15 protein-coding genes are annotated in these 16,851 nt (G+C 55.6%); 12 read left to right on the top strand and 3 right to left on the bottom strand.

Annotation, left to right across the window (positions count from 1 at the left end):
- Positions 1-73: 73 nt before the first annotated feature.
- From pheT to LNA76_RS05415, 4 genes are all read left to right on the top strand, one after another.
- Complete coding sequence (gene pheT / locus LNA76_RS05430; protein WP_108727424.1) at positions 74-2,479, top strand: phenylalanine--tRNA ligase subunit beta; 2,406 nt, start codon at positions 74-76, stop codon at positions 2,477-2,479.
- A gap of 9 nt (positions 2,480-2,488) precedes the next feature.
- Positions 2,489-2,812 carry an integration host factor subunit alpha gene (locus tag LNA76_RS05425; RefSeq protein ID WP_009454385.1) on the top strand — a complete coding sequence of 108 codons (324 nt, stop codon included), beginning with the start codon at positions 2,489-2,491 and terminating at the stop codon, positions 2,810-2,812.
- Positions 2,813-2,889: 77 nt separating this feature from the next.
- Complete coding sequence (locus LNA76_RS05420; protein ID WP_108727425.1) at positions 2,890-3,294, top strand: MerR family transcriptional regulator; 405 nt, start codon at positions 2,890-2,892, stop codon at positions 3,292-3,294.
- Between the two features lie 67 nt (positions 3,295-3,361).
- Positions 3,362-4,174 (top strand): ferritin-like domain-containing protein, encoded by an 813-nt coding sequence (locus LNA76_RS05415; protein WP_230018278.1) that lies wholly within the window; start codon positions 3,362-3,364, stop codon positions 4,172-4,174.
- Here LNA76_RS05415 and LNA76_RS05410 read toward each other — a convergent pair.
- Complete coding sequence (locus LNA76_RS05410) at positions 4,149-5,852, bottom strand: anti-sigma factor domain-containing protein (RefSeq protein ID WP_230018276.1); 1,704 nt, start codon at positions 5,850-5,852, stop codon at positions 4,149-4,151. The two genes, LNA76_RS05415 and LNA76_RS05410, sit on opposite strands and share 26 nt — an antisense overlap.
- 486 nt (positions 5,853-6,338) lie before the next feature.
- Here LNA76_RS05410 and LNA76_RS05405 point away from each other — a divergent pair, with 486 nt between their 5' ends.
- From LNA76_RS05405 to sufT, 8 genes are read left to right on the top strand one after another with little or no spacing between them, the layout of a single operon-like run.
- On the top strand, positions 6,339-8,120 hold the full coding sequence (locus LNA76_RS05405; protein WP_094198338.1) for an ABCB family ABC transporter ATP-binding protein/permease: 1,782 nt from the start codon (positions 6,339-6,341) through the stop codon (positions 8,118-8,120).
- 60 nt (positions 8,121-8,180) lie between these two features.
- Positions 8,181-8,675 (top strand): SUF system Fe-S cluster assembly regulator, encoded by a 495-nt coding sequence (locus tag LNA76_RS05400; protein ID WP_094196590.1) that lies wholly within the window; start codon positions 8,181-8,183, stop codon positions 8,673-8,675.
- Complete coding sequence (gene sufB / locus LNA76_RS05395; protein ID WP_094196591.1) at positions 8,672-10,120, top strand: Fe-S cluster assembly protein SufB; 1,449 nt, start codon at positions 8,672-8,674, stop codon at positions 10,118-10,120. The genes LNA76_RS05400 and sufB overlap by 4 nt, the downstream gene beginning before the upstream one ends.
- A 13-nt stretch (positions 10,121-10,133) precedes the next feature.
- Positions 10,134-10,913: a Fe-S cluster assembly ATPase SufC gene (gene sufC, locus LNA76_RS05390; protein ID WP_094196592.1), complete on the top strand. Its 780-nt coding sequence runs from the start codon at positions 10,134-10,136 to the stop codon at positions 10,911-10,913.
- Positions 10,910-12,217, top strand: a complete 1,308-nt coding sequence (gene sufD / locus LNA76_RS05385; protein ID WP_108727427.1) for a Fe-S cluster assembly protein SufD — start codon at positions 10,910-10,912, stop codon at positions 12,215-12,217. The genes sufC and sufD overlap by 4 nt, the downstream gene beginning before the upstream one ends.
- Entirely contained in the window at positions 12,214-13,461 is a 1,248-nt protein-coding gene (locus tag LNA76_RS05380) for a cysteine desulfurase (protein ID WP_094196594.1), read from the top strand. The genes sufD and LNA76_RS05380 overlap by 4 nt, the downstream gene beginning before the upstream one ends.
- Positions 13,462-13,914 carry a Fe-S cluster assembly sulfur transfer protein SufU gene (gene sufU / locus LNA76_RS05375; RefSeq protein ID WP_230018274.1) on the top strand — a complete coding sequence of 151 codons (453 nt, stop codon included), beginning with the start codon at positions 13,462-13,464 and terminating at the stop codon, positions 13,912-13,914.
- Between the two features lie 15 nt (positions 13,915-13,929).
- Positions 13,930-14,490: a putative Fe-S cluster assembly protein SufT gene (sufT, locus tag LNA76_RS05370; protein WP_094196595.1), complete on the top strand. Its 561-nt coding sequence runs from the start codon at positions 13,930-13,932 to the stop codon at positions 14,488-14,490.
- Between the two features lie 15 nt (positions 14,491-14,505).
- Here the strand turns inward: sufT and LNA76_RS05365 are convergent, their stop codons facing one another.
- Positions 14,506-15,270: a response regulator transcription factor gene (locus LNA76_RS05365; RefSeq protein WP_230018272.1), complete on the bottom strand. Its 765-nt coding sequence runs from the start codon at positions 15,268-15,270 to the stop codon at positions 14,506-14,508.
- A gap of 390 nt (positions 15,271-15,660) precedes the next feature.
- Entirely contained in the window at positions 15,661-16,770 is a 1,110-nt protein-coding gene (locus tag LNA76_RS05360; protein ID WP_094196597.1) for a curlin-associated protein, read from the bottom strand.
- Positions 16,771-16,851: the final 81 nt, after the last annotated feature.

Genomic DNA, 16,851 nt, shown 5'->3' with positions numbered 1-16,851 from the left:
TACTTCGCGCCGCTGGGCCTCTTAGGCCCGGTCGGTTCCGGTATACGCCGTTTTACGTCTCCATCTTTGCATCATGTTATTTTCCGAATCGTGGCTGCGCCGCTTTGTGAATCCCAAACTGGGAACTGAAGAACTGGGTCATCAACTGACGATGGCTGGCTTGGAGGTTGAAGAAATTCAAGCCGCCGCGCCAGCGTTCGAGAATGTTGTCGTCGGCTTTATTGCCGAGATTGCCCCTCATCCTGACGCTGACCGCCTGCGCGTCTGCCAGGTCGATGACGGCTCGGGCAAGCTGCTGCAGATTGTGTGCGGTGCGCCCAATGCGGCTCAAGGCATCAAGATTCCAGTGGCCCGTGTGGGTGCGGAACTGCCCGGTGGCATGAAAATTGGCCCGGTCAAAATGCGTGGCGTGGAATCCGCCGGCATGTTGTGCTCGGGTCGCGAGCTGGGTCTGTCGCAAGATCACGATGGTTTGCTGGTACTGGATGCAGACGCACCCGTGGGCCAGAGCCTGCGCGAACTGCTGGATCTGGACGACCAGATTATCGAATTGAAATTGACGCCTAACCGTGCAGACTGTCTGTCCGTGCTGGGCGTGGCGCGTGAAGTGGCCGCTCTGACGGGCGAACCACTGGCACTGCCCGACTTCACACCTGTTCCTGTCACGATTGAAGATCGCGTTTCCGTTACCGTGAAAGACGCCGATCTGTGTGGCCGTTTTGCCGGCCGTGTGATTCGTGGCGTCAATGCGCGCGCCCAAACCCCGGACTGGATGAAAACCCGTCTGGAGCGTAGTGGCCAGCGTTCGATCTCCGCGTTGGTGGACATCTCCAATTACGTCATGCTGGAACTGGGCCGTCCTACGCACGTGTTCGATTTGCAGCATGTACAAGCCGGTCTGGAAGTGCGTTGGGCACGTAAAGGTGAACAGTTGGAGCTGTTGAGCGGTTTGAACGTCGAGCTGGATACCGATGTTGGCGTGATCGCGGTTAACGATGTCCCGCAAAGCATGGCCGGTATCATGGGGGGCGAGCAAAGTGCTGTCACGCTGGATACCACTGACGTGTATCTGGAAGGCGCTTTCTGGTGGCCAGAAGCCATCATGGGCCGTGCTCGTCGCTACAAGTTTTCTTCCGATGCCAGCCACCGCTTCGAGCGTGGTGTGGACTTCGACTCCATTACTCAGCATCTGGAGCGCACCACAGCGCTGATCCTGGAAATCTGTGGTGGCCAGGCCGGTCCTATGGATGATCAGGTTGTAGCCTTGCCCGAGCGCAAGCCCGTTGCCATGCGTCTGGATCGCTGCCGCCGTGTTCTGGGTATTCCTCTGGAACAAAAGCAGGTTGAGAGCATCTTCACCTTGCTGGGCCTGGAGTTCTCGGTGGCTGACGGTGTCTTTACGGTCAACCCTCCCAGCTTCCGTTTCGACTTGACGATCGAAGAGGACCTGATCGAGGAAGTCGCCCGTATTTACGGTTTTGAAAATATTCCTGATCTGCCTCCAGTTGCTGCCGCGCAAATGCGTGTGCCGGCTGAGTCCTTGCGTGGCCCGCACGCCTTGCGCGCTGTGCTGGCTGCTCAGGACTACCAGGAAGTCATCAACTTCTCTTTTGTGCAAGAGTCCTGGGAAAAAGACATTAACGGGCAGGCTGATCCTATCCGTTTGCTGAACCCCATTGCCAGCCAATTGGCGGTGATGCGTACCAGCCTGATTCCTGGGCTGCTGGCCAATATCGAACGCAATGCCAACCGTCGTCAGTCGCGTGTACGTGTGTTCGAGTTCGGCCGCGTTTTCATGCGCGATGCTTCCCAGGAAAATGGTCCTTTGACCGTGGCCGGTATCCATCAGCCCAATCGCATTGCGGCCGCTGCCTGGGGCCCTGTCGTGACCGAGCAGTGGGGCCAGCCTGATCGTCCGGTTGACTTCTTTGACGTTAAGCGCGATCTGGAAACCTTGCTGGGTCAACGCGCCGCTCAAGTCCGTTTCGAGCCTGAAGCTCACCCCGCCTTGCATCCAGGCCGTAGCGCCAGTGTGAAGCTGGATGGTAAAACCATAGGCTGGATTGGTGAAATCCATCCCCAATGGTTAAATGAATTTGGCCTGAGCCAGGCTCCCGTGGTCTTTGAGGTGGATGTCGATGCCATCTCTCACGACGAAGTGGTGCATGCCAAGGAAGTATCCAAGCAGCCCGTGGTGCAACGAGATCTGGCGGTTTGGCTGGATAAAGACGTATCCTATCAAGCTGTGCTGGATACGTTGAACCAGGTGCGCAGCACGGCAGCGGCCGCCGCCATCGTCAAGGACATTCAATTGTTTGACGTCTGGCGCGACAAGAACGATGCATCGGAAAAGAGTCTGGCGATTCGCTTCTGGTTGCAAGACAGCGCAAGCACGCTGGATGATGAACGTGTCGAGCAATGCCTGGAGGTATTGTTGACGGCACTGGTATCCGTGCATGGCGCTCGGGCAAGGGCATAAGGAGACACAATGAACGTAGAGCGTACTTTGACCAAGGCGGATTTGGCCGAACTCTTGTTTGAGCGCGTTGGCTTGAATAAACGTGAAGCCAAAGATATTGTGGATACTTTCTTTGCCGAGATTCGCGACTCTTTGGCCGACGGTGTGGAGGTCAAGCTGTCCGGTTTTGGTAATTTCCAGGTGCGGGACAAACCCCCGCGTCCTGGCCGTAACCCCAAGACTGGCGAAGTGATCCCTATCTCGGCCCGCCGAGTGGTGACTTTCCATGCCAGTCAGAAGCTCAAAAGTGTAGTCGAAGGGGCGCCCGTGGCACCCGAGGATGACCAGGACTGAGCCCTGGTACGTTTGCGTACAGTTTTGCCTGACTGAACGTGTAAAATCATTCCTATTGTCGATCAGCATCAGTGGCCATGAGCACAAACGAAAAGACGGCGACCTTGCCACCTATCCCTGCCAAGCGTTATTTCACAATCGGTGAAGTCAGTGAGCTTTGCTTGGTCAAGCCCCATGTCCTGCGTTATTGGGAGCAGGAATTTACGCAGTTAAAGCCCGTCAAGCGACGCGGTAACCGACGCTATTACCAGCACCACGAGGTGCTGCTGATACGCCGGATTCGCGGCTTGTTGTACGACGAAGGCTTTACGATCAGCGGGGCGCGCAATCGCTTGGGCGATGGCCCAGATATGCCTTTTGATCAGGAAGCGGCTGTGCGACTGACTGGTCAGGAGATGCAGGCTTTGCGCACTAATCTTGGCCAGATCCAGACAATGTTGGATCAAGCCTTGGCAATGACGGATCCGGGCTCGGCCCAGTAATTCGGAATTGCTCAGCAGGAAAGAAGGTCGGCCTTGGAGCCGGCCTTTTTCATGGAAGGAACACGCAGTGAACTTACGTAGTCAGGCTTTAAAGGCTTTGTTAGTGCAAGATCCCGTTGGCAAGTTGGCAGCGGTAAGGGCAATTGCTCATGGTTTGCCCGTAGGGGCAGACGAACATCTGGACGAGCCGGCAGGTGTGCCAGGACGGCCCCAGGGTTTGTGTTTTGTCAGCCCTCAACAGGTTCCCAAGCGTTCCGTGCGGACTGTTCAGGGTCGCGCTGCCTTATTGCATTCTCTGGCTCATATTGAGTTCAATGCCATCAATCTGGCTCTGGACGTGTTGTGGCGTTATCCAGGTTTGCCGGACTCGTTTTATGCGGGCTGGTTGCAGGTGGCGGTGGAGGAGGCGTTGCATTTTGAGCTGCTAAGCAATCATCTTCAAACACTCGGTGTCTGCTATGGGGACTTGCCCGTCCATGACGGGTTGTGGGAGATGGCTGAGCGAACGCGCTTTGATCTGTTGGCGCGTCTGGCCTTAGTGCCGCGCACCCTGGAAGCGCGGGGGCTGGATGCTTGCCCCCTGGTGCATCGTAAGTTACTGGATGCCGGAGATGAAAAAGCGGCTGCGATTATCGCCCTCATTTTGCGTGATGAGGTTGGGCATGTCGCGTTGGGCAATTACTGGTATCGCAAAGTCTGCCAAGAGCAAGGTTTACCTGACTTTGATACCTATGGTCAGTTGGCACAGCGCTATCGCGCGCCACGTTTGCGCGGTCCCTTTAATCGCCAAGCCCGCCTGGAGGCGGGCTTCACGGTCGAGGAAATCGACGAGCTGGAACGGCTGGATGCTGCTTTTAAGAGCGGGTTGCCGATGAGTTAGCTTCCGTATTGGCCTGGGGCAGATTATCCAGCTGTCCAAAGCTGACGATGCGGCCAATATACAGAACGGGGCCTTCTGGTGCACCGCTATTGGAGCCGCCTTTTGCCTCCAGCGTCATTTCAAAAATCTGCTCGTCTTCTACGGTGCCAATCAAAGCAGCGGGTACCGTGATGGGGCGATTGGGATCAATCAAGCCCAAAGAACGGATTTGCGTGCCACGCGGCGTGTGTGTCCACAGTTGTACCGACTGCGTGGCGTTGACTTCGGTGTTGACCTTGGGCACTAGCAAGACATTGCCTTGTGGATCCACCGTAGCAATCCAGGCCGGGGTCGAGGATTGGCCGGGGGCCTGCAAAATGGCAGCTTGACGCGGCTTCATCTCAATAACGTTGATGGGGGGCTCGGAGTTCAGGTTCATGAGCAAGGCAATGACCAGGCCCAGAATCACGATAGCCGCCAAGCCACCTAGCAAAATTGGCATGGGCATGGCAAAGCCAAGGGACTTGCGTTCGCCTTCAACGGGTTCGGGTCTGCGTTTCTGCTCTATCGCCACAGATTCAGGTTCGCTTTTCGCAGACTTTTTCTTCTCTGCCACTGGGGGCGCACCTGTCGGCGCTGGATCGGGTGCGGCAGTAGCGGCTTTTGTGGCTGGGTCAGAGTCGGCGCGTAGCAAGGTGGGGAAGGGCGGCGTGTGATCGTCTGCCTTGCTGCTCGGGTTAGTGTTGTTGTCTGACCAGCGAGGTTCAGTGCGAGTGGCAGTTTGCGTTTGAGCCGCGCTGGTCTTTATGCCGGGTTCCTGACGTTCCGACTTGATGGCTGGAGTGCTTGCACTGGCGTTGTTGGCGCTGTCAGGCTTGGATGACTCGTCAGCGCCAGTGGCTGTGTTGCCAGCCTGGTGACGTGCAGCAGGTGGTGGCAAGCCCAAGGTGTGGTGGATATGGGCCAGGCTAGTGGGCGCGGGCAATGTTGGGGGCAGGCAGTCCACCAGTTCCAGCCAGGCATGTTCCCAAGCCAATGCCAGACGCGCGGCCTGATCATTTTGCTGCATCAGGCTATGGGCTTGAACCAGCTCATGTTGGCTGAGCAGACCCAGGGTGTACTCGCCAATCATCACGGCGTGACGTGGGTCGTTGATATTGCCTTCATTGATCAGGGGAGTGAGCTGCTGCAAGCCATGTTGGACCACCGCGCGTAATTGGGCGGGAGAGCGGTTCAGTTGAGGGCCCAGTTGTTCGTAACTGTTGCCGTGCAGGTAAGCATGGATCATGGCACGTTGACTGGTGCCATCGAGCTTGCCCAAGGCAGGGATAAAACGTTGTCCAGCTTGTGGCTTGATGGCGGGCAGGGCGTAATGGTTGTCGCCGCTTTGCGTGCGTTGACGCAGTCGAGCCAGCAGCCTGAAGCGCAGAATGCTGTAAATCCAGGCGCGTCCTTCGCCCAGGTCTGGGTCATAGCCGGCGGCATTCTTCCACAACAAGACAAAGCTATCGCGCAGAACTTCTTCGGCATCAATACGGCGGCCCAATACGGCCTGGCCTAAGGCCAGCATCAAGGGCGCTTCCTGGCTGTACAGCACATCCAGCGCCTGGCTGTCTTGTGCGGCTAGCTGATCCAGGGAAGAAGAATACGAAAAAGAAGAAGACGGCATGGATGGGTTTTGCACGGTAAAGGGATTCAAGAGCCATATGTCCGCTATCAGACGCTGTTTTTGTTTTGTTTGCGCCTGTTTCAGACAAGCAGGTATTGTATGCCTTTCGCTGAGGGCTTGAAGGTAACAAAGTGCTGGATTGCCAGCATTTTCTTTGCAGTGGCAGGACGTGAATTTCCCCATCTGCAGCACTGGAGGCTTGATGGTTGACGTCTTTGCTGCCGCTACTGTGGTGTGCAGACCAATAATCAGCCCAACAAGCACGCCGACGGCAGGGTCTTGGCAGGGGTGGCGAGTGTAAAAGGCTATACTGCTTGGCTAGGTGCTGCCTGGTTGTTGTTGGTGATTAGTCAGGTAGCGGGCCTCTTTTCTGTATTCGTATCAAGGGCATAGCAGGAGCCTGCCTGCCAGTGGAAAGTATCGTTTGCTTGTCCCGCCTTGATTTCAGCGTTGTGCTGTAACTTATTTTTAAGCTGTCTGCGGTTCTTCGGCCTTGTGCTGGTGGACTCGGGCCTGTTGCGTGTGCCTCCTCGTCCTGAAGTGCTTGATGGTGTCTCCGGTGGTCTGAGCACCCTGAAATCCTTATTTCCTTACGTTTGGCGATTCAAGACTCGTGTGGTCTTGGCCTTGTCCTGTTTGCTGCTGGCGAAAGTCGCTACAGTGATGATGCCGATTTACCTAAAGCGGGTGATCGATGCCTTGAGTCTACCTGCGACCGCGCTGATGCTGCCGGTAGCCGCGTTGTTGGGATATGGTGCTGTGCGTCTGGCCTCCAGCGCTTTGGGTGAAATACGGGATGCCTTGTTTGCGCGAGTCACGCAAGGTTCGGTGCGCCTGATTGCGAACCACGTTTTTCGCCATTTGCTCGATCTGTCCTTGCGCTTTCATACCGAACGTCAAACGGGTGGTTTGAGCCGGGACATTGAACGGGGCACCAAAGGCGTCAGCTTTTTGCTGAATTTCCTGGTCTTCAATATTTTGCCGACCTTACTGGAAATTGCTCTGGTCTGTGGGATCTTGCTTTGGCGTTACGACTGGGTCTTTGCGGCGGTGACCCTGGGGACGATTGCTGCCTATATTGTGTTTACCTTGCTGGTGACAGAGCGGCGCATGCGTTATCGGCGCGCCATGAATGACTTGGATAGTCGTGCCAATTCGCGCGCAATTGACGCCTTGCTCAATTATGAGACAGTCAAATACTTCGGTAACGAGGACTACGAGATCAATCGCTACGACCAGAATATGGGCCAGTGGGTTCATGCTGCCGTGCGCAATCAAGTATCGCTGAATCTGCTCAATATCGGTCAGGCCTCGATTATCAGTGTTGGGGTGACAGCTTTGCTGTTCATGTCGGCACAAGGGGTGCTGGCCGGAACCATGACGGTTGGTGACGTTGTGCTGGTGTCCGCCTTCCTGACTCAGCTTTATGCGCCTTTGAACTTTCTGGGCTTTGTTTACCGCGAGATCAAGAATTCCCTGGCCGATATGGAGCGCCTGTTCTCCTTGCTGCGTCGCAAGCAGGAAGTGAAAGATGCGCCGAATGCTCAGGTCTTGTCCTGTGAGCAGGCGGGTGTGCGTTTTGAGAACGTCAGCTTCGCCTATGACAGCCGCCGCAAGGTCATCCAGAACCTGAGTTTCGAGATTCCCGCAGGCAAGACCGTTGCGGTAGTTGGGTCTTCGGGCGCCGGTAAGTCCACTTTGTCGCGCTTGCTGTTCCGTTTCTACGATGTGACGGAAGGCCGAATCCTGTTTAATGGTCGTGAGCTGCATGAGTGGACGCAGGACAGCTTGCGCCGTCATATCGGTATCGTTCCCCAGGACACGGTCCTGTTCAACGATACGATTTTGCACAATATTGCTTATGGCCGTCCTGACGCCAGCACAGAGCAAATCGTGGCCGCGGCCCGCGCCGCCAGTATCCACGACTTCATCGAAAGCCTGCCCGATGGTTATGACACGGTTGTGGGCGAACGTGGCTTGAAGTTGTCCGGGGGCGAAAAACAGCGGGTGGCCATTGCTCGCACCTTGCTGAAGAATCCGCCGGTGCTGATTCTGGATGAGGCCACCAGTGCGCTGGATACCCGCACGGAACGGGCGATTCAGGCGGAGTTGAACGAGATTGCACGCGAGCGCACGACCTTGATCATTGCCCACCGTCTGTCCACGATTACAGACGCGGATTTGATTCTGGTTCTGGAGCGTGGGCAGATCGTGGAGCAGGGCACACACAGCGAACTTTTAGCCCTGGATGGCACCTATGCCCGTATGTGGAATATCCAGCAAAGTCTGCAGGGATAATTTGACCATATAGTACCAAAGCAGTACTATATAGTTCTACGACCTGTTCAGAGAGAAGGAATGCTGCGAATCAGTAAAATCATTGATTACGGCACTTTAGTGCTGACACACATGGCTGGCGATCCAGACCGTGTGTTCAGTGCGTCTGACTTGGCCGCCATCCTGGGTTTGGGCCAACCAACTGTCAGCAAGGTGCTTAAACTGCTGGGCCAGCACGAGCTGGTGATCAGTAGCCGAGGCGCACGCGGAGGGTATGTATTGGGCCGCCCCGCCAAACAGATAAGTGTAGCGCAGATTATTGATGCACTGGAAGATCAACCCTTTGGCTTGACTGAATGTGTTGCCACTCCTGGAGCCTGTTCCGTGGAGTCAGATTGCCATATACGCAGTAATTGGCAGCGTATCAACGATATTGTCCGTCGCACCTTGGAAGAGGTCAGTGTTGCAGACATGATACGTGTGCCCGTTAATGAATTTCCCCTGACACACAAGCCGGGTCCCGAATTGAAAAACAGAAACAAGGCGAGCACCTCCAACGTGGAGTTAACCGAATGAGTACCGTCAACGAACATCTGGACACCTTCCTCGATCGTGATTACGAGGCAGGCTTTGTCACCGACATCGAGTCTGAAACCATACCGAAAGGTCTGAACGAAGACGTCATCCGTTTCCTGTCCGCGAAAAAACGCGAGCCGGAGTTCATGCTGGAATGGCGCCTGGCTGCCTACCGCCAGTGGCTGACCATGAAATACCCCAAGTGGTCGATTGTGGAATATCCACCGATCGATTTTCAGGACATCAGCTATTACTCCGCGCCCAAGAGCAAGGCCGACGGCCCCAAGAGCCTGGACGAGGTGGATCCTGAGTTGTTGCGCACCTATGAAAAACTGGGTGTGCCTTTGCACGAACGCGCTCGTCTGGCCGGTGTGGCCGTGGACGCCGTGTTTGATTCCGTCTCGGTTGCCACCACTTTCCGTAAAGAGCTGGAAGAAGTCGGTGTGATCTTCTGTTCCTTTTCCGAGGCCGTGCGTGAGTACCCGGAGTTGGTACAGAAATACCTGGGTACGGTAGTCCCTCCTAGCGATAACTTCTACGCCGCTCTGAACTCGGCGGTGTTTTCCGATGGTTCCTTTGTGTACATCCCCAAAGGCGTACGTTGCCCCATGGAGCTGTCCACCTACTTCCGTATCAATGCGCGCGATACCGGTCAGTTCGAGCGCACCCTGATCATCGCGGAAGAGGGGGCTTCGGTCAGCTATCTGGAAGGCTGTACGGCGCCGATGCGTGATGAAAACCAATTGCACGCAGCGGTCGTGGAGCTGGTCGCCTTGGACGACGCCAAGATCAAGTACTCCACCGTACAAAACTGGTACCCCGGTGATAAGGACGGCGTAGGCGGTATTTATAACTTCGTCACCAAGCGTGGCGAATGCCGTGGCGCACGCTCGCACATCTCCTGGACGCAGGTTGAAACCGGCTCGGCCATTACCTGGAAATACCCCAGCGTGGTCTTGCGTGGTGATGACTCTCAAGGCGAGTTTTATTCGGTCGCCCTGAGCAACCATCGCCAACAAGCCGATACTGGCACCAAGATGATTCATATGGGTCGCAATACCCGTAGCACGATTATCTCCAAGGGGATTTCGGCGGGCCAAGGTATCAATACCTATCGCGGCCTGGTTCGTATTACTCCCAAGGCAGAAAACGCCCGCAATTACACCCAGTGTGATTCGCTGCTGATTGGCAAGCGCTGTGCAGCACATACCTTCCCAACCATGGAAGTGCAGAACCCCAGCGCCAGTGTGGAACACGAAGCAACGGCTTCGCGCATTGGCGAGGACCAGCTCTTTTATGCCATGCAGCGCGGCCTGACTGCCGAAGACGCCGTCTCCATGATCGTGAACGGCTTTTGTAAAGAAGTGATTAAAGAATTGCCCATGGAGTTTGCGGTCGAAGCACAGAATTTGCTCGGCGTCAGCTTGGAAGGCAGTGTAGGTTAAGGAGAATAGTGAAATGCTGACGATTAAAGATTTGCGCGCTTCGGTTGAAGATAAACCTATCCTTAAAGGTCTGAATCTTCAGATCAATCCCGGCGAAGTCCACGCCATCATGGGCCCGAACGGCTCGGGCAAGAGCACCTTGTCCCAGGTGCTGGCTGGCCGTGAAGACTACACCGTTGAAGGCGGTTCGGTAGATTGGCTGGGTCAAGACCTGCTGGAAATGAAGATCGAAGACCGTGCCCGTTCCGGCCTGTTCCTGGCATTCCAGTACCCCATTGAAATTCCCGGTGTCTCCAACGCCTATTTCCTGCGTGCTTCCGTGAACGCCGTGCGCCGTCATCAGGGCTTGCCTGAGCTGGACGCCATGGACTTCCTCAAGCGCGTTAAAGAGGAAATGAAGATTGTTGGGATGCGTGAAGAGTTTCTGTACCGCTCCGTGAACGAGGGTTTCTCCGGCGGTGAAAAGAAACGCAACGAAGTTTTGCAAATGAGCCTGCTCGAACCCAAGCTGGCCATTCTGGACGAAACCGACTCCGGTCTGGATATTGACGCTTTGCGCGTGGTCGCTGATGGCGTGAACCGTCTGCGTTCCCCCGAGCGCTCCTTGCTGGTAATCACTCACTACCAACGTCTGCTGGACTACATCGTGCCTGACTTTGTGCACGTGTTGGCGGGCGGTCAGATTATCCGTTCCGGTGGCCGTGAACTGGCTTTGGAGCTGGAAGAACGTGGCTACGGTTGGGTGCTGGAACAAGCCGCCGCCGAACAAAAAGCCAAGGGAGCTGCGGTATGAGTCTGCCAGATTGGGTCAACAGCTTTGCCGCTCAGGCTGCACAAGCACCTGGGGCCGGTCTGCCATGGCTAAGCGCTATGCGTCAGCGCGCTCTGGATCGGTTTGCACAAGAAGGCTGGCCAACCACGCGTATTGAAGCCTGGCATCACACCTCTTTGGCTTTGCTGGAACAACAACGCTTTGCGCCTCAGAAATCGGCTTCGGCTGCTGAGAGGGTGGCCGCAGTGCGCCAGAACGAAGACGGGTATTTCCTGGTCTTTGTGGATGGTCATTACGACGCGTCCTTGTCGCACCTGAGTCAATTGCCTGCAGGCGTGCGCTTGTCGTCGCTCAGCGCCTGTCTGCAACAAGAGGCGGACTGGCTGGAGCAAGCTTACGGGGATGAATCTCGGGGGGCTTCCACTGCTGCCTTGAACCTGGCCTTGGCCCAGGACGGTGCTGCACTGCATGTCGCTGCTGGTCAACATCTGGAGCAGCCTGTCCATTTGGTGTTTGTACGCACGCAAGGGGGCAGCGCCAGTTTCACGCGTAACCTGATTTCCTTGGAATCCGGTGCCAGTGCAACCGTCGTGGAGCACTATCTGGGTGAGGACGGGACTGACGCTTCCCTGAGCAGCGTGGTGACTCGTCTGAACGTGTCCCCCGATGCCAACCTGACGCACATGAAGTTGCAGCAGGAGGCCCCGCAGGACTTCCATCTGGCCGCTATTGATGTTCAGCAAGGCCGTGGTTCGGTATTTAACTCGCATTCCCTGTCGTTTGGTGCTCGTATTGCCCGTAACGATATTGCTACCGTGTTCAATGGTGAGCGCTGCGAAACCTTGTTCAATGGTTTGTACTATGTAGACGGTCGCCGTCATGTAGATCACAACACCATCATTGACCATGCCCAGCCTAACTGCCAAAGCCGTGAGTTCTACCGCGGTATTCTGGCCGACACCGCTCGCGGCGTATTTAGTGGTCGCATTCTGGTTGGCAAGGGCGCTGACGGTACGGATTCGGTGCAACGCTCGGACAGTTTGCTCTTGTCCAAGATGGCACGTGCGGACTCCCGCCCCGAGCTGGAAATCTATGCGGATGACGTCAAGTGCGCACATGGTGCCACGGTGGGTCAACTGGATGCGGATAGCCTGTTTTACCTGCGTTCGCGCGGTATGACGATGGAAGATGCTCGCAATATGCTGATCTACGCGTTTGCGGCCCAGTCTTTGGAGCGTATCGCTTCCGAGAGTCTGCGTAGCCGTGCCACGGTTGGTATCAATGCTTTGTTGCCCGGCGGTCTTGCCCTTGGAGAGCTTGCATGAATGCGCCTATGCCCGTAACTGCTGCTGGTTTGCTGAATCACCGCGAGGATTTCCCTATCCTGGCCCGCCCCATCCGGGGCCAACGCCTGTCCTATCTGGATAACGGGGCGACGACGCAAAAGCCGCGCTCGGTCATTGAAGCCGAGGCGCGATTCTATGAGCAGTCCAATGCCAACATCCACCGTGGTGTGCATTGGCTATCTCAGCATGCTACTGAGCTGTACGATCAGGCCAGAAGCACAGTGCGGGCATTTCTGAATGCCGCGCGCGACGAAGAAATTGTGTTTACGCGTGGCACCACAGAATCCATCAATCTGGTGGCGTATAGCTGGGGCATGGACAACCTGAAAGCAGGCGATGAAATCTTGCTGACGGGCTTGGAGCATCACTCCAATATCGTGCCTTGGCAATTGGTTGCACAACGTACCGGTGCCATCATTCGCGTGGTGCCTGTGCTGGACAATGGCGAGCTGGATCAGGAAGCGTTCAAGCAATTGCTCAATGAAAAAACCCGCTTGTTGGCCGTGGGGCATGTGTCCAATGCCTTGGGTACGATCAATCCCATCGCTGACATGACCCGTCAGGCGCATGCCGTCGGTGCCAAGGTACTGGTGGATGGCGCTCAATCCGTTCCCCACGGTGTGGTGGACGTGCAGGCTCTGGATGCTGACTTCTACACGTTCTCGGCACACAAACTGTACGGCCCCACGGGTATGGGCGCTTTGTACGTACGCTACGAGATTCTGGACAGCATGTCACCTTGGATGGGTGGCGGAGACATGATCACCACCGTCAGTTTCGAGCAAAGCAATTACGCGCCGGTTCCACAGCGCTTTGAGGCAGGTACGCCCAATATCGCGGGCGCCATCACTATGGCAGCTGCCATGGATTATTTGATGGGTATAGGTATGCAGCGTATTGCCGACCACGAGGCGCTATTGCTGGAGTATGCGACCGACGCTTTGTTGGCCATGCCGGGTATCCGTATTGTCGGTACGGCCGCACACAAGGCAGGCATTGTGTCCTTCTTGGTCGATGGCATTCACCCACACGATCTGGGCACCATCCTAGACATGGACGGTGTTGCCGTGCGTGCTGGTCACCATTGTGCCATGCCCTTGATGACACGTTTTGGCATTCCGGGCACAGCTCGTGCCTCCTTTGCCTTGTATAACGATTACGCAGACATTGATGCTTTGCTGGCTAGCCTGCGCAAAGCTCAGAAACTATTTGGAGTTGGCTAAATGAGCCAGGATTTCAACGGGCTGCGCGAGCTCTACCAAGAGGTCATTTTTGACCATAATCGCAGCCCGCGTAACTTTGAAGTAATAGAAAACGCCAGCCATTTTGCCAATGGCCACAATCCTTTGTGCGGGGATCAACTGGCTGTTTACGCGGTCGTGGAAGACGGCATTGTGCAGAAAGTCAGCTTTGTGGGGCATGGCTGCGCTATTTCCAAAGCCTCGGCATCCTTGATGACCGAAGCGGTGAAGGGCCTGAGTCTGGCCGAGTTTGAGACTCTCTTTCAAGATATGCACGCCATGCTGACAGAGGCCCATCCCGATCGAGATCTGGGCAAGTTGGAAGTGTTGTCGGGTGTGCGTGAATTCCCCGCACGGGTTAAATGTGCCACTTTGGCCTGGCATACCCTGCATAACGCCATCAATCAGGCCAAAGAAACCGCGCAAACCGAATAAAGGCGCAAGCAAGTCATGAGCTACTTTGAACGACATGATGTGCTGGTCAGCCGGGACTGTCCGGCTGTCAGTATCCCTTACGGTGCTCCCGTTACGATCGAGGCGGGTTGTACAGCAACGATTACCCAGAAGCTGGGTGGCAGCTATACCGTGATGGTAGAGGGCAACCTTTACCGGATTGAAGGTGTCGATGCCGATGCGCTGGGCTTCGAGTCTCAGGATAAACCCGAGGTTTTTGTACCCGAGCTGCCTCTGAGCGAAAAAACCATTGAAGACGCTGCCTGGATTGTGCTTGCCAGCGTGTACGATCCGGAAATCCCGGTCGATATCGTTAATCTGGGTCTGGTGTACGCCTGTCATGTAAACCAGACTGGGCCGGAAACGTTCTCCATCACTATGGACATGACGCTGACGGCTCCGGGTTGCGGTATGGGCACCATGATTGCGGACGAAGCCCGCTATAAGCTGGAGACCATCCAGGGCGTAGAGAAAGCGGTGGTGGAGCTGGTTTGGGATCCGCCTTGGAGCCGGGAACGTATGAGTGAATCAGCCCGCTTGCAATTAGGGATGCTGTAGTAGAAAAGCCTGCGGTTAGCAGGCTTTTTCGATGTGGGTGTTGGGCATCCCTAGCCTGGCTCCTTTGGAGACCGCGTGATAGACGGCCTCGTTGCGGTTGTGTACGTTCATCCGCATATACAGGGTTTCAGCATGCGCTTTGGCTGTAGCCGATGAAATATTCAACTGCCGGGCCACGCCCTTGATGGTCATGCCGCGTGCCAATAGCACCAGCACTTCATACTGGCGCGGCGTCAGGCCTAGCAGCCGTGCTTCGTCAAGATGGTTTGTTTCAGGATCGGCGGGTGGCCAGCGTATGGGCTCGTAGGATGTAATCAGCTTGTCGGGATGGGCTTGGAACGGCGATGGACTCGATGGCGGGGTTACAGGCGTGGCCATTGCCGTCGTTTGATGCTGGGGCGCAGGCGATGGAAAACAGGAGCCGCCGGCCAACACCAGATTGATCGAAGCCGCCATTAATTCCGGTGTGGCGGTCTTGAGCAAATGTCCCATAACGCCGGCAGGCATGTCTTGAAGCGCAGGCAAGGCGTAGTGGGACTCGGCTATCAGGAGTACGGCGCTGGGTTGCAGGCTGCGGTGCGCATCAGCCAGCAGCTTCAAACAGGCCTTGGCCGATGGCACCGACAATAGCAGCAGCTCACAACATCGTGTCTGCAGACCGGTTTCCATTGATTCGTAGTCCATGCTGAGCAGTTCCGCGCTGGGCAGGGTGTCTGCCAGCAGCCGTATGATACCCAACCTGAATAAGGTGTGTGGCTCCACGATGATAATTGTTGTCATTTTATGTCTCCCTCGCTGCGTCATAGGCTCTATGTCATTACGTTGAATAAGCCTTTTGTTGGTTGGATTGCATGTGTCATTGTCTTTGGTAGTTATGGGTATTTTCTTTTCTTGTTTCCTGTTGGCAGCCTAATTATCAGGTGGCTAGCCGTATTCAGAACTGACGAATTATGTGAAATTGTTAATCATTGTTGGTTTCCGTTAAATTTTGATGTTTTAAACGTCATGCTGTGCCGAAAAGCTCGGATTAGGTATCTAGAAAGCCTTATAAACTCGGGTTACTCCTATGCTCCATAATCCCTAAACCGCTTACATATCAATAGCTTGGGTGTTGTCAGCGGCGCCTACTATATAACATATTGCCGCTGACATTTGGCTTACATTAGCCGGTTAGTGCTGGTTGACATACGCATTGTTGAAGTTGCCCGTCTGGGTGACGGTGCTGTTGTGGCTCAGGCCGCTTTGCACCACTTGAGCGCGGTTGCCCCAACCGTTCTGCATTACCGACGAGTCCAGGTTGAAACCGACCTGGGTAACCACGGCCTTGTTATAGCCGCCGCCCTGGCTGATGTAGGAATCGTTGCCGATGCCTGCTTGGGAGTTGTAGGCGTCATTACCCAAACCACTTTGGATGATGTTGCTATCGTTGCTGTAGCCGGTCTGTTCAGTAACGGCTTTGTTATGCGAGCCGATCTGAACAATACTGGCGTGCAGGCGATCCGAATTGCCCCACCACGTGCCGGTTTGGCTGATAGTGGCATCATTTTTGTGGCCACCGCCCTGGACGATGGAGGCGTTCGAGTTGGAGACATTCCACTGATCGATCACGCCTTTGTCGTACTTGCCGCTGTCGGTGATGCTGGCGGTCGAGCTCATGCTTTTGTATTGATTGATGTACGCATCTCCCTTGTACCCCGACTGGGTAATGAAGGCGTTGACATGGCTGCTGTTGTCTTGCTCGATGACCGAGTCGTTGCGCGCGCCGCTGTCGTTGATGACAGCCAGTGCGTCACGGGTTCGGTATTGATTGACATAGGCATCGCCCATTTGTCCCGTTTGGTTTACCCAGGCCTGGTCACCGGTGCTGCGGACTTGTTCCACAACCGCCTTGTTGTCCGAGCGTAATTGCTTGATGCCGATTTGCGAACCGTTGGCCTGCCATTGGCTGGCAAAGGCGTCGTTGCGGTTGCGTGACTGGGTGATGGTGATCGTGGAGTTGCCGCCGCTGCGGCTTTGTTCCACCACGGCCTTGTTGTCGTTGCCGTTGATGACCTTCACGGTGGTGCGAACCGTACCGTTATCCCATTGGTTGATGTAATCGTCGTTGCGGTCTCCATTCACGTCGATGGTCGCGTTGGCGTTGGCGTTGTGGTTTTGAAGAACGACGCCTTTGTTGAAATTGCCGGTCTGCGTCACGGTGGCGTTGTCAGCCAGCGCCAGTGTGGGCAGGGCCAGCGCGGTGCCCAGGGCAATAGCTAATGTGGACAGTTTGCCGTTCATATACTTCTCCTCAGTGCATGTTGAAGACCGTTGTTAGGAAAGAGAGCGGTGGCCGGTCTTCTCGGAACCACCGCGCTGTCT

Origin of the sequence: Alcaligenes sp. MMA (assembly GCF_020907215.1) — a bacterium.
Classification (GTDB): domain Bacteria; phylum Pseudomonadota; class Gammaproteobacteria; order Burkholderiales; family Burkholderiaceae_B; genus Alcaligenes; species Alcaligenes aquatilis.
The sequence above is the reverse complement of the archived record's forward strand: the minus strand, read 5'-3'. Positions and strand labels throughout refer to the sequence as shown.

What these genes read in the sequence shown, in the direction of transcription:
- pheT (WP_108727424.1), top strand. Translation starts at nt 74, where the DNA reads ATGTTATTTTCCGAATCGTGGCTGCGCCGCTTTGTGAATCCCAAACTG.
- LNA76_RS05425 (WP_009454385.1), top strand. Translation starts at nt 2,489, where the DNA reads ATGAACGTAGAGCGTACTTTGACCAAGGCGGATTTGGCCGAACTCTTG.
- LNA76_RS05420 (WP_108727425.1), top strand. Translation starts at nt 2,890, where the DNA reads ATGAGCACAAACGAAAAGACGGCGACCTTGCCACCTATCCCTGCCAAG.
- LNA76_RS05400 (WP_094196590.1), top strand. Translation starts at nt 8,181, where the DNA reads ATGCTGCGAATCAGTAAAATCATTGATTACGGCACTTTAGTGCTGACA.
- sufB (WP_094196591.1), top strand. Translation starts at nt 8,672, where the DNA reads ATGAGTACCGTCAACGAACATCTGGACACCTTCCTCGATCGTGATTAC.
- sufC (WP_094196592.1), top strand. Translation starts at nt 10,134, where the DNA reads ATGCTGACGATTAAAGATTTGCGCGCTTCGGTTGAAGATAAACCTATC.
- sufD (WP_108727427.1), top strand. Translation starts at nt 10,910, where the DNA reads ATGAGTCTGCCAGATTGGGTCAACAGCTTTGCCGCTCAGGCTGCACAA.
- LNA76_RS05380 (WP_094196594.1), top strand. Translation starts at nt 12,214, where the DNA reads ATGAATGCGCCTATGCCCGTAACTGCTGCTGGTTTGCTGAATCACCGC.
- sufU (WP_230018274.1), top strand. Translation starts at nt 13,462, where the DNA reads ATGAGCCAGGATTTCAACGGGCTGCGCGAGCTCTACCAAGAGGTCATT.
- sufT (WP_094196595.1), top strand. Translation starts at nt 13,930, where the DNA reads ATGAGCTACTTTGAACGACATGATGTGCTGGTCAGCCGGGACTGTCCG.
- LNA76_RS05365 (WP_230018272.1), bottom strand. Translation starts at nt 15,270, where the DNA reads ATGACAACAATTATCATCGTGGAGCCACACACCTTATTCAGGTTGGGT.
- LNA76_RS05360 (WP_094196597.1), bottom strand. Translation starts at nt 16,770, where the DNA reads ATGAACGGCAAACTGTCCACATTAGCTATTGCCCTGGGCACCGCGCTG.